The organism is Microbacterium sp. cf046 (assembly GCF_900114345.1).
Lineage (GTDB): Bacteria > Actinomycetota > Actinomycetes > Actinomycetales > Microbacteriaceae > Microbacterium.
The window spans coordinates 1,195,744-1,209,835 of sequence record NZ_FOZJ01000002.1 but is presented as its reverse complement, the minus strand read 5'-3'; the positions used below and the strand labels follow the sequence as shown (position 1 = coordinate 1,209,835).

The window sequence follows — 14,092 nt, the reverse complement described above, 5'->3', positions numbered from 1 at the left end:
TAGGATGAGGGCAAACCTCGAACGGAGTCACGCGCTATGTGGGAATGGCTGATCCCGGTACTGATGGTCGTGGCGCTCGCCGTCATCGTCGGCATCTATCTGTGGGCCACGTACAACTCGCTGGTCGCGCTGAACGTGCGTGTCGACGAGGCGTGGAGTGACATCACGGTGCAGCTCAAGCGCAGAGCCGACCTGCTGCCGAATCTCATCGAGGCGGTGAAGGGGTACGCCGCGCATGAGAAGGCCGTCTTCGAGAACGTCACGCGGGCCAGGGCCGAGACCCTGACGGCCGGCGGACCGGCTGAAGCGGGTGTCGCCGAGGGACACATGCAGCAGGCGCTCAAGTCGCTGTTCGCGGTCGCCGAGGCGTATCCGCAGCTGCAGGCGAGCCAGAACTTCCTCCAGCTGCAACAGTCGATCGTCGACACGGAGGACAAGATCCAGGCGTCCCGCCGGTTCTACAACGGCGGTGTGCGCGAGCTCAACACGAAGATCAAGGTGTTCCCGAACAACCTCTTCGCGCGCAACCTGGGCTTCACCGAGCGCGAGTTCTTCGAGGTCGTCGACGGCGCTGCGATCTCAGAGCCTCCGCGCGTTCAGTTTTGACACGGAGCGGATCAATGTTGCGCAGCAACGTTGATGCGCCCGCGTGTCAAGGTCGTGTCTCGATACACTCGCTGGCGCTCGCTACTCGACAGCCGAGCGGGCGAGCGCCGTATCGAGGCCTGGACCCTCTCGGGAACTCCTGATGTACAGCGCCATCGCGCGCAACAAGCGCAACACCTGGTTCATCCTGGGCGCGTTCATCCTCCTGCTGGGCGGGATCGGGCTGCTGGCCGGGTGGCTGGCCGGTAACAACTGGTGGATCACGGCGTTCATCCTGATCTTCGCCGCCGGGTACGCGACGTTCCAGTACTTCTTCGCCGATCGCGAGGCCATCGCGATGTCCGGCGCGGTGCAGGTGACCCAGGAGGACGCCCCGCGCTTCTTCCGGCTCGTCGAGAACCTGTGCATCGCCACCGGCACGCCGATGCCGAAGCTGTACGTCGTGGACGATCCCGCCCCGAACGCGTTCGCCACGGGCCGCAAGCCTGAAGAGGCGTCGATCACCGTCACGACCGGGCTGTTCGAGCTGATGACGGATCGTGAGCTCGAGGGAGTGCTGGGGCACGAACTCGGACACATCCGCAACTACGACATCCGAGTGTCGCTCATCGTGTTCGGACTCGTCGTGGCGGTCGGGATCCTGGCCGACATCTTCATGCGGTTCGCCTTCTTCGGTGGCCGTCGCGGCGGCAGTGGTCAGGCGCAGCTGCTGTTCCTGCTCTTCGGCGTCGTCGCCGCGCTGGTCGCCCCGCTGCTGGCCGGCGCGGTGCAGGCGGCGATCTCACGACAGCGGGAGTACCTCGCGGATGCGACGAGCGCGATGACGACGCGCGACCCCGACGGCCTCGCATCCGCTCTGGGCAAGCTCGGCGAGTACGGTCGTCCGCTCAAGAAGGCCAACACCTCGATGGCGCACCTGTGGATCGCCGACCCCCTGCAGCCCAATGCGCTCGCGCGCCTGTTCGCGACCCACCCGCCGATCCCGGACCGGATCGAGCGGCTGCAGACGATGGGCGGCCAGTTCTAGGGTCAGCGGCCGCCGCTACCCTCGAGCCATGACGCATCGGCTCACGCGCGAGGAGGCGCGCCGCATCGCGGTCCGCGCCCAACTGCTCAGCGCGGATCGTCCCGGCGGGATCGTGGAAGCCGTGGACGGGCTCGCGATCGTGAACATCGATCCCACTGCCGCCGTCGCGCCGAGCGCCGACCACATCCTGTGGAGCCGGATCGGCTGGCCCTATCAGCCCGCCGATCTGGTCCGCGCCGTCGAGGACGATCGCGCGGTGTTCGAGTGGGCCGGCTTCTACCGGCCGATGGAGGACCTCGCGCTGTACCTGCCGATCATGCGGGCGTGGCCGCCGTACCGGCAGCATCGCGACTGGCTCGACGCGAACGACCGATTCCGCCGGGACGTGCTCGCGCAGCTGCGTGCCGAGGGACCTCTGCGCACCGGCGAGATCCCCGACACGAGCCAGGTCTCGTGGCGCTCGAGCGGTTGGACGAACGACCGCAACGTCTCGCAGATGCTCGAGTTCCTCGTGATGCGCGGTGAAGCGGCGATCTCCGGGCGCGACGGCAAGGAGCGCGTGTGGGACGTCGCGGAACGGGTGTATCCCGGCGAGGTCGTCGAGCTGACCGCTGAGGAGGCGGAACAGGAGCGGGCCGAGCGGCGGCTGGGCTATCTGGGGATCGCGCGGCCGAAGGCCGTCAAGCAGCCCGTCGAGCCCATCGACGTGGCGATGGTCGGGGAGGAGGCGACGATCGAAGGGGTGGACGGCACATGGCGCGTCGACCCCACCCTGCTCGACCCAAGCCATCGGTTCGCCGGGCGCACCGCGCTGCTCTCGCCGTTCGACCGGCTCGTCTTCGACCGCGCTCGCGCTCAGGACGTGTTCGGCTTCGAGTACATCGTGGAGATGTACAAGCCCGCGGCGAAGCGTCGCTGGGGCTTCTTCGCGCTGCCGATCCTGCATGGCGACCGTCTGATCGGAAAACTGGATGCCGCCGCCGATCGCAGGGCCGGGGTCTTCCGCGTCGCCGCGATCCACGAGGACGAGACGTTCGCGCCGGAGGTGAGGGATGCGGTGCACGACGAGATCCGCGATCTGTCCTCATGGCTGGGACTCGAGGTGACCGGCATCCCGGGGGCGTGAGCGCCGCGGCTCAGTGCGCGATCAGCCGACGGCGAGCACCATCTCGCCGCCGCCGAACGACACCGTCCCGCGCAGTGCCCAGTCGTCGGCGCGGTAGGTGAAGCTCGCGGTGGCGCCCGCGCGGGTCGTGCCGGTGACCGTCGCGACGAGCACGCCGCCGGTCGCGGCGAATGTCTTCGCATCGCCGTCGAGCTCGACCGTGGGGCGCTCGTCGATGCGGAACTCCACCGCGGTCAGCGTCGCGAGGTCGGCCGCCCACGGCACGCGGATGCCGCAGTGCTCGGGGACGGCTGTCGCAGGCTCGGTGCACTCGTCGGCGTACGCGTCCAGCTGCGTCTGCGCTGCGGCGGTCGCCTCGGCCGTGAGGGATGCGGCAACCGTCACGGACTGGTCGACGCCGGGTTCGGCGTCCACCGTCGTCGTACCCGAGACCAGTCCCGGCGGCAGCGCGGCGAATTCGTAGCGACCGGGCAGCAGGGCGACGTCGCCGCCTGCGGGAACGACCGCATCGCCGATACCGACGTCGCCGCCGACCGTCGCCGATGCCGTGACCACGGCCACGGCATCCGTGATCCTCCACCCGTTCGCCTCGTCGTGCGTGAGCCTGAGCGAGACCTCGTGGGGGTCTCCGGCGAGGGAGTAGGTCGCGTCGACGCGAGCGGAGTCCGATTGCTCCGACGATGAGGTGACTCGCGCATCGGTCACCCGGTCGCTTGCGCCGCCGTACGCCGCCACGGCCTCGTCGGCCGCTTGCTGCTGGATCGCAGTGGATGCGACGGCACGGTCGGCGTCTCCCGCCTCCAGCGCGGCGAAGTAGTCCTGGACGATTCCCACTGCGCTGGGCGGACGCGTCGATGCCCAGATCGCGACGCCGAGCCCCAGGGCGACGACCGCGGTCGCGCCGATCGCCAGCCCGATCGTCGCTGCCCGTTTCACCCGTCTACGCTAACCCGGTCCGGTTCGTCGGGTGCCAGAGCGACCGGCTCCGCCGCGCCCGCCTCGTGGCGTCGGGCCTCCGTCAGGACCTCCGCGACGTCGTCGGTCGCATCGCCCCACCGTGACACCGAGATCGAACCCAGACCCTGCCATCGCGCGGCTGCTCGGAGCTCCTCGGCGAGACGTGCCGCGGCATCCGCGGGTCGCGTCCGCTCCCACCACGCGGACTGCACGAGGAGGGTCGAGCTCGCGCGGTCGGCCTTCAGATCGACGCGCCCGACGATATCGTCGCCGATCAGCACCGGCAGCGAGTAGTAGCCGAACCGCCGCTTCGGCGCCGGGGTGTAGATCTCGATGCGGTACTCGAAGTCGAAGAGGCGCTCGGCGCGGTCGCGGAACCACACGACGGGATCGAACGGGGTCAGGATCGCCGCCGCATCGACGCGCCGGGGGAGGGCGGCATCCCGGTGCACCCAGGCCTTCGCCGGGCGTCCTGCGGACTGCCAGCCGTCGACGGTGACCGGCTGCAGCACTCCCGCGTCCTGCAGTTCGCGGATCGCCGTCATGACGGCGCGCCGGTCCTTGATCCGCCAGTAGTCGGCGAGATCGGATGCAGTGCCGACGCCGTGGGCCTTCGCCGCCCGACCGATCAGCTCGCGGATCGCGTCGCTCGTGTCGACGGGGGCGGCGAGGACATCGGCCGGCAGCACGTGCTCGGCCAGCCCGTAGCGTCGCTCGAACCCCCGGCGACCGGCGATCGCCACCTCTCCGAACAGCCACAGGTATTCCAGAGCGTTCTTGACGACGTCCCAGTCCCACCATGGGCCACGGGCGGCCTTCTTCGCATCGTGCTCGATCTGCGCGGGTCGCAGAGGCCCGCGCTCAGCCAGTTCGGAGCGCACCCAGTCGACGATCTCGCCGTGCTTCTGGTACCAGCCGTCCGGATCGGTGCCGTACTTCTCGCGCAGCGCCTCCATTCGGAACCGGAACAGACCCCAGTCAGCGGCGGGTATGAAGGACGCGACATGCGCCCAGAACTCCACGTACGGCGCGCGGCGCGCGAAGAGCAGCCGGTCCAGCGCGCCCGTGTCATAGGGACCGAGGCGGGAGAACAGCGGCATGTAGTGGGAGCGGGCGAACACGTTGACCGAGTCGATCTGCAGGGTCGCCATGCGCGCCATCGCGAGGTTCAGCTGACGTGTTCCGGGCTGCGCCGGCCGGGCTTGCGCGAACCCCTGCGCCGCGAGTGCGATGCGGCGCGCCTCGGCGACGCTCAGGGTCTCCTTCACGGCCGCAAGCCTAGTTGCGCGCTCCGACATGACGGACTGACGAGGGTCCGGCCTTCGGCGGCACCCTAGAATTGCGAGATGAGCGCACCCGGAGACAAGCCCCGAGGCTCGTTCTTCGATGCGCTTCGCGACCGCAGCCGGGTGGTGTCCACGGACGTCTCGGGAGCGGTTCCGCGGGGACTGAAGGTCGCCACCGCATATTCGTGGCGCTTCCTCGTCGTCGCGGCCGCGATCGGCGTCGGGATCTGGATCGTCATCCAGCTGAAGCTCCTGGTCATCCCGCTCATGGTCGCGATCCTCGTGACCGCGCTGCTGTGGCCGGTGTTCAGCTGGATGCTTCGCCGTCGCGTTCCGCGATGGCTGGCGATCACGATCTCGGTCGTCGGAACCCTCGCCATCGTGTCTGGCCTCATCTGGCTCGTCATCTGGCAGATCACCCGTCAGTGGTCCTCCGTCCAGGCCAGCACGGTGGAAGCGGTCGAGCAGTTGCGGCAATACCTCATCGACGGTCCGCTGCACCTGACCGCAGGGCAGATCGACGACCTGCTGGAGCAGGGGCTCGCCCTCCTCCAGGAGCAGGCGCAGCTGCTGCTTTCGGGCGCCCTGGCGCTCGGAACCACGCTGGGTCATGTCGCGGTCGGTGCGCTGCTGACGCTGTTCATCCTGCTGTGCCTCCTGGCGGACGGCGGAGGGATCTGGCGCTGGACGACCCGTCTGTTCCCGGTGAAGGCCCGCCCCGCCGTCGACGGGGCTGCGCGTGCCGGCTGGGTGACCGTCGTGAACTACGCCCGCACCCAGTTGCTCGTCGCCACGATCGACGCGGTCGGCATCGGGCTGGGCGCGTTCCTGCTCGGCGTGCCGCTCGCGATCCCGGTCGCGGTCCTGGTGTTCCTCGGCGCCTTCGTGCCGATCGTGGGCGCCGTCGTCACCGGCGCGCTCGCGGTCTTCCTCGCGCTCATCTACAACGGACCGTGGATCGCCCTGTGGATGCTCGTGGTGGTCCTGGGCGTCCAGCAGATCGAAGGACACGTGCTGCAGCCGCTGCTGATGGGGTCGGCCGTCAAGGTCCACCCGCTCGCGGTGGTGCTCGTGGTCGCCGGCGGCGCGATGATCGCCGGCATCCCGGGTGCCCTGTTCGCGGTGCCGCTGGCCGCCTTCATCAACGTCGTGGCCGTGTACATCGGGGATCGCGCATGGGAGGCCGGTGCACCGCCTCCGTCCAACGACCTGATCTGGACGACCGTCCCGCGCCCGAGGAGGGTTCGTCCGTGAGCATGCCCACCCTGGCGGAATTCGAGGATGCCGCCGCCTACCTCGACGGCGTCATCACGCGGACGCCGATCGACCAGTCGCAGCACCTGTCCGAGGTGCTCGGCGTGCCGGTGTACCTCAAGCTCGAGAACCTCCAGCGCACCGGATCGTTCAAGATCCGCGGCGCCACCTATCGGCTCTCGCGCCTGACCGCGGAAGAGCGGGCGAGGGGGGTCGTCGCGGCGTCGGCGGGCAATCACGCCCAAGGCGTGGCGCTCGCGGCGAAGGCCCTCGGCATCCCGGCGACGATCTTCATGCCGCTCGGGGTTCCGGTGCCCAAGCTCCTCGCGACACGCGGCTACGGCGCCGACGTCGTGCTCGAAGGGGCGACGGTCGAGACGCCCCTTCGGCTCGCGGCCGAATTCGCCGAGCGCACCGGAGCGGTGCTGATCCCGCCGTTCGACCACCGTGACATCATCGTCGGACAGGGAACCCTGGGACTCGAGCTGTTCGACGCGGTTCCCGATCTGGACACGGTGCTGATCGGCATCGGCGGCGGCGGACTGATCGCAGGCGTCGCCGGTGCGGTGAAGGCGCGTGCTGCGGCGGTGGGCCGGACGGTCCGCGTCGTCGGAGTGCAGGCCGAGAACGCGGCCCCCTACCCGCCCTCGCTCGCCGCGGGCCGCCCGCTCGAGGTCGAGACCAGGCCCACGATCGCAGACGGGATCGCCGTCGCACGGCCGGGGGACATCCCGTTCGACATGATCCGGGATCTCGTCGACGAGGTCGTCACCGTCAGCGACGACGACATCGCCCGCGCGCTGCTGATGCTCCTCGAACGCGCGAAGCAGGTCGTGGAGCCCGCCGGAGCCGTCGGCGTGGCCGCGATCCTGGCGGGCAAGGTGATCGGGACCGGTCCCACCGTCTCGGTGCTCTCCGGCGGCAACATCGATCCGCTGCTGCTGCAGCGTGTCGTCTCGCACGGGCTGGCCGCATCCGGTCGCTACATGACCCTGCGCATCCCGCTGCCGGACCGACCCGGCCAGCTCGCACGCGTGTCCGAACTGCTCGCACAGGCCGGCGCGAACGTGATCGAGGTCATGCACACCAGGCACGGCCAGGGCCTGCAGATCAGCGAGGTCATCCTGCAGCTGAGCGTCGAGACACGCGGCGAGGAGCACCGTGCGCACGTGATCGAGATCCTGCGCGGCGCGGGGTTCAGCCCCACCGTCGTCCCCGATTGACGACCGGCGACGACCCTGCGGGCTACTGGCCCGAGTAGGTCTCCACCTTGAGGACCTCGACCGCGATCTCGCGGCCGTTCGGTGCGGTGTACGAGGTCTTCTCGCCCTCTCTCAGGCCGAGGATTGCCGCTCCGAGCGGCGACGCCTCGCTGTACACGTCGAGCTCGGAGTCGACGGCGATCTCGCGATTGCCGAGCAGGAAGACCTCCTCGCCACCGGCGACGACCGCGGTCACGACGGTTCCGGGCTCGACGATGCCGGTGCTCTGCGGAGCCTCGCTCACGGTCGCGGTCTTCAGGAGGTACTGCAGGGTGCGGATCCGCGCCTCCTGCTTGCCCTGCTCGTCCTTGGCCGCGTGGTAGCCGCCGTTCTCCTTGAGGTCGCCCTCTTCGCGGGCGGATTCGATGCGCTTCGCGATCTCCTCGCGGCCCGTGGTCGACAGGCGCTCGAGTTCGGAAGCGAGGCGGTCGTAGGCGTCCTGGGTCAGGAACGTCGCCGGGGCGTCGCCAGTCACGTCGGTCTCCTTCGCTAGGCGGGGTGCGTCGATCACGCGCCGCGCATCGGCTTTATGCCAAAACGCCCCGGCTCCGGCCAGGGCGTCTGTCGACTGTGTGAGGTCAGACTATGTCACCCAGCAGGCGTTGACCAAACCTGTCGTCGCCTCGGCGGTCGTCGGGATGACCTCGCGGAACGCCCGTTCGCGCAGTTCGGATGCGGGGAGTTCGACGATCTTCCAGCCCACGATGCCGTGCTCCTCGTCCTGCGCTTCGAGCGCGCAGGCCACCGATCGCCCGGCCGGAGCGGTGATCTGGAAGGCCAGTGTCACGGTGCGCGGATCGTCCACCGTGAAGCCAGTCGTGTCGACGTGCACGTCGTCCAGGGTGCTCGCGACGGTCATCCAGGCGAACAGCCCGACCACGACGGCGGCGATCGCGATCACGATGCCGATCGTCCACCGCCTGCGCGGTGAGCTCGCGCGACCGTATCGCTCGTCGAGCATGTCCTGAGTGGTCATGGCGCCCTGTCGGAGAAGCGGTTCGGCACCCCGCGGAACGGGGGAAGATTAGGCTTGATACTCCAGGCTATGCGCTCGCGCGCGGAACGAGGACACCCATGCACGACGCGTTCGCCGCACTTGCGCGCGCCGCCACCGCAACGCCGACACCCGAGCCGACCGTCGATCCGACGCTGGTCACCCCCGGGCCTGCGGGTTTCGTCGTCATCGCGCTTCTCGCGGTCGCAGTGGTCGCCCTCGTGTGGGACATGATGCGCCGCATCCGGCGCGGCCGCGTGCGCGCCGACATCAAGGAAGAGCTCGAGGCGGAGCAGCAGGCGGCTGAGGCGATCGAGGCCACCGATGTGGACGACCAGTCGATCGACCCCGACCAGAAGCCGTCAGGCTGAGGGCTCAGCCAGACACGCCGAGCGACGGCGACAGCGGGTTCAGAGCGATCAGCAGGCACGCCGTCCAATGGCACAGGAACGCCAGGACCGTGCAGACGTGGAAGATCTCGTGGAAGCCGAAGTGGCCAGGCCAAGGGTTCGGCCGCTTCATCGCGTAGACCACGGCGCCCGCGCTGTACAGCAGCCCGCCGACGATCACGAGGATCATCATCGCCGCGTTGGCCTGGAACAGATCCACGATGTACATCACGGCCGCCCAGCCCAGCACGAGGTAGAGCGCGACATAGAGCCAGCGCGGCGCCCCGATCCAGAAGACGCGGAACAGAATGCCGATGATCGCTCCCGTCCACACGAGCGACAGCAGCAGGATCCCCTTCTCGGGAGGGAGGGCGAGCACGGCGATCGGGGTGTAGGTGCCGGCGATGAGCAGGAAGATGTTGGCGTGGTCGATGCGCTTGAGCACCGCCTTGGCCTTCGGGCCCCAGTTGAACCGGTGATACACGGCGGAAGCGCCGAACAGCAGCATCGAGGTCGCCATGAACACCGCCGATGCCCATTTGGCGGGTGCGCCCTGGGCGAGCGCGATCAGGACGATGCCCGCGGCGATCGCGACCGGGAACGTGCCGGCGTGCAGCCAGCCGCGCCAGGTGGGCTTGATCTCGATGCTCGCGTCGAGCTCCGCCACCTCCAGCAGCGGCAGCTGGGGCATGTCGGCGCCCTCGTCCTCGAACTCGTCCGAACGCGCGTCGGAACTCCTGCTGCGGGCCACGCCACGAGCCTACGCGCCGCCGTATGCCCCGAGTGGCACGCGCGCGGCGGCGCGACGGTAGCGTAGGCGTGTGAGCGCGTCGAGCGAGGGGAGAGGGCCTCTCTACCGGCTGTACATCAACCGGCTGCGCCGCCAGCTCGAGCCTTCCGCAGTGCCCCGGCACGTCGCGATGATGATCGACGGCAACCGTCGGTGGGCCCGCCAGCTCGGCTACGAATCCGCCGCTCACGGGCACCGCGCCGGCGCCGCCAAGATGCGAGAATTCCTGGAATGGTGCGATGACGTGGGCGTGCGGGTCGTCTCGCTCTACCTGCTCTCGAACGACAATCTGATCAAGCGCGATTCGCAGGAGCTCGCCGACCTGATCGAGATCATCGCCGAGCTCGCCGAGGAGCTCTCGCACGAGCGGGACTGGCGCGTGAACCACATGGGCCGCGCGCACCTGCTGCCGCCGGATCTCGCCCGGGTGCTCGCCGCCGCAGAGGAGCGCACGAAGGATCACACCGGTCTGCACGTCAATCTCGCGGTCGGCTACGGCGGTCGCGGAGAGATCGTCGACGCGGTGCGCAGCATCATCGCCAAGCACGACGAGGAGGGCGGATCGCTCGAAGAGCTCGCCGCGAGCCTCACGCCCGAGCAGATCGGCGAGCATCTCTACACGGGCGGTCAGCCCGATCCCGACCTCGTGATCCGCACGTCGGGGGAGCAGCGCCTGAGCGACTTCCTGCTGTGGCAGTCGGCGCACAGCGAGTTCTACTTCGTGGAGGCCCTCGGGCCCGACCTGCGCGAGGTCGACTTCCTCCGCGCGATCCGCGACTACACGAGTCGCGATCGCCGCTACGGCAGCTGAACGCACCCCGTGACCGCTCCGTCGCTGCTCGTGCTCGAGCTTGCGCAGGCCCTACTGGTCGAGGCACGCCGGCCCGCGTCCCCCGGCACCATGCCAGAATGTGACGGGTGATGGACCTGGAAGCATATCTGGCGTCGTTCGACGGGGAACCGGGGTACCTGGACTGGGCGGCATTCGGTCCGCTCTCCCCGTCGGTGCGAAGCGAAGTCCATGCTGACGCCGAGCTGCTCGGCTCGGGCAGACGGGCGGGCATCGACCTGATCGGCGAGCACGTCCTCGAGGCGAGGGAGCTGCTCGCGGAGCTTCTCGGCGCGGATGCCGAGCAGGTGGCGCTGCAGCCGTCGACCACCGCCGGGCTCATGCAGGCGATCTACGGCCTGGCCGGCGGCCTGATGCTCTCCCGCGGCGAATTCCCCAGCCTCACGGTCACTGCGACCCGCGCCGCCGCCGCGCTCGGGTCGATCGACCTCCAGTGGCTCGAGCCCGAGAACGGATTCGTCACGCCGGAACTGGTCCGCGAGGCACTCACAGGCGACACGCGGGCGGTCGCCGTCAGCCTCGTCGACTTCCGCACCGGCTACCGCGCCGACCTCACCGCCCTGCGGGACGTGATCGGAGACCGGCTGCTGATCGTCGACGCGATGCAGGGCTTCGGTGCGGTGGAGGCCGACTACGCCGCCGCGGACGTCGTCTGCGGCAACGGCTACAAGTGGCTGCGTGCCGGGCGGGGGACGGGCTTCGCCTGGTTCGGCGAGCGCGCGCTCGAACGGATCGCGCCCGTGCTGTCCGGCTGGGCGGGCGTCGACGGAGACCTCCCCGTCGATCTGGTGCCGCAGCCCACCGCATCCGCCCAGGCGTTCACGGTGAGCCGCCCCGACCATCTCGCAGTGGCGAGGCTCGCCACTGCGCTGCGCGACGTGCGCGATGTCGGCATCGATTACATCGACGCGGAGCTGTCCGAGCGCTCGCGCGATGTGATCTTCTTCGCCGACCGCTACGAGGTCCCGGTCCTGACACCGAGGGAACCCGAGCGCCGCGGGGGCATCGTGACCCTGGCGCCGGCGGTGCAGGATGTCGGGCCCCTCGCTGCATCGCTCGCGAACCACGGGATCACCGTCACCGTGCGGTCGGGACTCGTGCGCGTGGCCCCGCACGTCGGCACCGGAGCGGACACGCTGCGGCTCTTCGGCGACGCGCTGGCGGCGTTCTCGTCCGCTCGCGTCTGGTGATGCCGCCCGTCTGCGAGAAGTTCACCGGCCCGAAACATCCCCCAGCGTGTCGGTAACGTGACGGACGTTTCCGAGTCGTAGCGTCGAGTCATCGGGCAAGGCGCCCGGTCGGGTCGGCCTTTCGGATCGCGACTCGTGACCCCATGGTCGACTCGTGACTGCCGGGTGGTTCCACCCGGGTCGGGAGTGGGTTGTGACCTCACGAGCACCACAGCAGCAGCACCGTCATGATGTCGACGCGGTCGCGGAGCAGTCGGAAGATCTGCGCACGTACGTGTTGGACACCTCCGTGCTGCTGAGCGATCCGCGGGCGTTCTTCCGCTTCGCCGAGCACAACGTCGTGATCCCGGTCGTGGTGATCACCGAGCTCGAGGGCAAACGCCACGATCCCGAGATCGGCTACTTCGCGCGCCAGGCGCTGCGGCATCTCGACGAGCTGCGCGTCGAGCACGGACGACTGGACTTCCCGGTTCCCGTCGGCGAGGGCGGCACGCTGCGCGTCGAGCTCAACAACACCGACGCGACCGTGCTGCCGTCCGGCATGCGCCTCGGCGACAACGACAGCCGGATCCTCGCAGTCGCCATGCACCTCGCGCAGCACGGCCAGGAGGTCTCGATCGTCTCCAAGGACCTCCCGATGCGCGTGAAGGCGGCATCCCTCGGGATCATCGCCGAGGAGTACCTCGCCGAGCAGGCCGTCGACTCCGGCTGGACCGGCATCGCGACGATCGACGTCTCGGGCGATGACATCAGCGATCTGTACGAGACCGAGATCGCCACCGGCGACGAAGTGCGCGGGCTTCCCGTCAACACCGGACTCGTGATCCACTCGGAGCGCGGCTCCGCGCTGGGCCGGGTCACCGGAGAGGGCGAGTACAGGCTCGTGCGCGGCGACCGCGAGGTCTTCGGACTGCACGGCCGCTCCGCCGAGCAGCGGATCGCGATCGATCTGCTCCTGGACCCCGACGTGGGAATCGTCTCCCTCGGCGGTCGCGCCGGAACGGGCAAGTCGGCGCTGGCGCTGTGCGCCGGGCTCGAATCCGTGCTCGAACGGCAGCAGCAGAAGAAGGTCATCGTGTTCCGGCCACTGTTCGCCGTCGGCGGTCAGGAGCTCGGTTATCTCCCCGGTGATCAGGGCGAGAAGATGAACCCGTGGGGACAGGCGGTCTTCGACACGCTGGGCTCGGTGGTCACCGGCAACGTGGTCGAAGAGGTGATCGCACGCGGTCTGCTCGAGGTGATGCCGCTGACCCACATCCGCGGTCGCTCACTGCATGACGCCTTCGTGATCGTCGACGAGGCGCAGTCGCTCGAGCGCAACGTCCTCCTCACGGTGCTGAGCCGGATCGGCCAGAATTCTCGGGTGGTCCTGACCCACGACGTCGGTCAGCGCGACAACCTGCGTGTCGGCAGACACGACGGTGTCGCTTCGGTGATCGAGACCCTGAAGGGCCATGATCTGTTCGGCCACGTCACGCTGGTGCGCTCCGAGCGCTCCGCGATCGCGGCGCTGGTGACCGATCTGCTCGAGGCCGGAGAGCTCGCCTGAGAGCCGATTTCGTCTGATGAGACGACGAGAGACCGGGATGCCGCATCCCGGTCTCTCTGTATGAGAAGAGTCTCATGCGTATGTCCTCATCTGCTCAGCGCGGTCTGTCACGATGGACGAGGCGCCTTTTTCGCGCCCGGATTCGGAGGACGCTCGCGTGGACAGCCGGACACGTCTCACGATCGGTGGCATCGCCACGGTCGCTGCGAGTGTCGCCGTCGTGTGCGCGGTCGCCATGACCACCTCAGTTGCGCTCGCAGACTCCGCGGGAGCCCCGGCAGATGCCCGTGCGGTGGTCGTCCCGGCCTCCAGCGCGAGTCCCACCCCCGATCCGAGCCCCTCGGCCGTGCCCATCACGCCGCAGACTCCCGCGCCCGCACCGGTCACCGAGCCGGTGACGGTCCCGGCGCCGGAGCCCGACGACATCGCCGCGCCTCCCACGTCGCAGTCACCGGTCGGCGAGCCGTCGGTTGCGACCGAGGACGAGCTCGTCTCCCAGGTGGAGGCGTCCGGTTCGTGGGACGCCGTCTACGCGTGGGCGCTGAAGCGCGGCTGGTCTCAGGACCGCATCGACGCCTGGATCGCCCGCCTCGACGCGAAGATCGCCGACAAGGAGGCGAAGGACAATTCCTCCGGCCGGTCGGAGACGCAGAACCTCGGATCCGGAAACCGGGTCTCCCCAGAACTGCCCGCTCAGACGGGTGAAACGTCCGAACGCGACCTCTCTGGTCTGACGTTCGGTACGAAGAGAGGGCAATCGCGCGTTCCCCCAGACTGACGCGAATGCCTGGCCGGCATCCCCCTGCCCGGCC

At 69.2% G+C, this 14,092-nt stretch carries 15 protein-coding genes; 10 read left to right on the top strand and 5 right to left on the bottom strand.

All coding sequences use genetic code 11. The features are described from left to right. The first annotated feature begins 36 nt into the window (after positions 1-36). The 3 genes from BM349_RS12045 to BM349_RS12035 all read left to right on the top strand — a co-directional run bounded on the left by BM349_RS12045 (position 37) and on the right by BM349_RS12035 (position 2,759). Entirely contained in the window at positions 37-606 is a 570-nt protein-coding gene (locus tag BM349_RS12045) for a LemA family protein (protein WP_091707060.1), read from the top strand. Between the two features lie 142 nt (positions 607-748). Further along, complete coding sequence (locus tag BM349_RS12040) at positions 749-1,633, top strand: M48 family metallopeptidase (protein WP_091707059.1); 885 nt, start codon at positions 749-751, stop codon at positions 1,631-1,633. 28 nt (positions 1,634-1,661) lie between these two features. Beyond that, positions 1,662-2,759: a DNA glycosylase AlkZ-like family protein gene (locus tag BM349_RS12035; RefSeq protein ID WP_091707058.1), complete on the top strand. Its 1,098-nt coding sequence runs from the start codon at positions 1,662-1,664 to the stop codon at positions 2,757-2,759. Positions 2,760-2,780: 21 nt separating this feature from the next. Here the strand turns inward: BM349_RS12035 and BM349_RS12030 are convergent, their stop codons facing one another. Both BM349_RS12030 and BM349_RS12025 read right to left on the bottom strand, forming a co-directional pair. After that, the gene (locus BM349_RS12030) at positions 2,781-3,695 is read right to left on the bottom strand and encodes a hypothetical protein (protein ID WP_091707057.1); all 915 of its coding nucleotides are present in this window, start codon (positions 3,693-3,695) and stop codon (positions 2,781-2,783) included. Then, entirely contained in the window at positions 3,692-4,984 is a 1,293-nt protein-coding gene (locus BM349_RS12025) for a winged helix-turn-helix domain-containing protein (protein ID WP_091707056.1), read from the bottom strand. Before BM349_RS12025 ends, BM349_RS12030 begins: the two co-directional genes overlap by 4 nt. 78 nt (positions 4,985-5,062) lie before the next feature. On the opposite strand from BM349_RS12025, the gene BM349_RS12020 reads away from it, so the two are divergent. After that, positions 5,063-6,256 carry an AI-2E family transporter gene (locus BM349_RS12020; protein WP_091707055.1) on the top strand — a complete coding sequence of 398 codons (1,194 nt, stop codon included), beginning with the start codon at positions 5,063-5,065 and terminating at the stop codon, positions 6,254-6,256. 2 nt (positions 6,257-6,258) lie between these two features. Continuing rightward, positions 6,259-7,479: a threonine ammonia-lyase gene (ilvA, locus tag BM349_RS12015; RefSeq protein WP_091707054.1), complete on the top strand. Its 1,221-nt coding sequence runs from the start codon at positions 6,259-6,261 to the stop codon at positions 7,477-7,479. 22 nt (positions 7,480-7,501) lie between these two features. On the opposite strand, the gene greA is transcribed toward ilvA, so the two are convergent. Together greA and BM349_RS12005 are read right to left on the bottom strand one after the other, a co-directional pair. Next, positions 7,502-7,993, bottom strand: coding sequence for a transcription elongation factor GreA (greA, locus tag BM349_RS12010; protein WP_091707284.1), 492 nt, complete (start codon positions 7,991-7,993; stop codon positions 7,502-7,504). Between the two features lie 108 nt (positions 7,994-8,101). Next, a complete protein-coding gene (locus tag BM349_RS12005) occupies positions 8,102-8,494 on the bottom strand; it encodes a DUF4307 domain-containing protein (RefSeq protein WP_091707053.1) in 393 nt (130 codons plus the stop codon). Between the two features lie 98 nt (positions 8,495-8,592). Between BM349_RS12005 and BM349_RS12000 the strand changes: the two genes are divergently transcribed. Then, positions 8,593-8,883 (top strand): hypothetical protein, encoded by a 291-nt coding sequence (locus BM349_RS12000; protein ID WP_091707052.1) that lies wholly within the window; start codon positions 8,593-8,595, stop codon positions 8,881-8,883. Between the two features lie 4 nt (positions 8,884-8,887). Here the strand turns inward: BM349_RS12000 and BM349_RS11995 are convergent, their stop codons facing one another. Further along, positions 8,888-9,592 carry a PAQR family membrane homeostasis protein TrhA gene (locus tag BM349_RS11995; protein ID WP_091707283.1) on the bottom strand — a complete coding sequence of 235 codons (705 nt, stop codon included), beginning with the start codon at positions 9,590-9,592 and terminating at the stop codon, positions 8,888-8,890. Positions 9,593-9,722: 130 nt separating this feature from the next. Here BM349_RS11995 and BM349_RS11990 point away from each other — a divergent pair, with 130 nt between their 5' ends. From BM349_RS11990 to BM349_RS11975, 4 genes are all read left to right on the top strand, one after another. Further along, on the top strand, positions 9,723-10,502 hold the full coding sequence (locus BM349_RS11990) for an isoprenyl transferase (protein ID WP_091707051.1): 780 nt from the start codon (positions 9,723-9,725) through the stop codon (positions 10,500-10,502). Between the two features lie 110 nt (positions 10,503-10,612). Next, positions 10,613-11,731 carry an aminotransferase class V-fold PLP-dependent enzyme gene (locus BM349_RS11985; protein WP_091707050.1) on the top strand — a complete coding sequence of 373 codons (1,119 nt, stop codon included), beginning with the start codon at positions 10,613-10,615 and terminating at the stop codon, positions 11,729-11,731. Positions 11,732-11,924: 193 nt separating this feature from the next. After that, positions 11,925-13,280 carry a PhoH family protein gene (locus BM349_RS11980; RefSeq protein ID WP_091707049.1) on the top strand — a complete coding sequence of 452 codons (1,356 nt, stop codon included), beginning with the start codon at positions 11,925-11,927 and terminating at the stop codon, positions 13,278-13,280. A gap of 157 nt (positions 13,281-13,437) precedes the next feature. Next, positions 13,438-14,058: a hypothetical protein gene (locus BM349_RS11975; protein ID WP_091707048.1), complete on the top strand. Its 621-nt coding sequence runs from the start codon at positions 13,438-13,440 to the stop codon at positions 14,056-14,058. The last annotated feature ends 34 nt before the right edge of the window (positions 14,059-14,092 follow it).

Bases quoted from the DNA above. Each gene is read 5' to 3' on its own strand.
- BM349_RS12045 (WP_091707060.1), top strand. From the start codon at position 37: ATGTGGGAATGGCTGATCCCGGTACTGATGGTCGTGGCGCTCGCCGTC.
- BM349_RS12040 (WP_091707059.1), top strand. From the start codon at position 749: ATGTACAGCGCCATCGCGCGCAACAAGCGCAACACCTGGTTCATCCTG.
- BM349_RS12035 (WP_091707058.1), top strand. From the start codon at position 1,662: ATGACGCATCGGCTCACGCGCGAGGAGGCGCGCCGCATCGCGGTCCGC.
- BM349_RS12020 (WP_091707055.1), top strand. From the start codon at position 5,063: ATGAGCGCACCCGGAGACAAGCCCCGAGGCTCGTTCTTCGATGCGCTT.
- ilvA (WP_091707054.1), top strand. From the start codon at position 6,259: ATGCCCACCCTGGCGGAATTCGAGGATGCCGCCGCCTACCTCGACGGC.
- BM349_RS12005 (WP_091707053.1), bottom strand. From the start codon at position 8,494: ATGACCACTCAGGACATGCTCGACGAGCGATACGGTCGCGCGAGCTCA.
- BM349_RS12000 (WP_091707052.1), top strand. From the start codon at position 8,593: ATGCACGACGCGTTCGCCGCACTTGCGCGCGCCGCCACCGCAACGCCG.
- BM349_RS11995 (WP_091707283.1), bottom strand. From the start codon at position 9,592: ATGCCCCAGCTGCCGCTGCTGGAGGTGGCGGAGCTCGACGCGAGCATC.
- BM349_RS11985 (WP_091707050.1), top strand. From the start codon at position 10,613: ATGGACCTGGAAGCATATCTGGCGTCGTTCGACGGGGAACCGGGGTAC.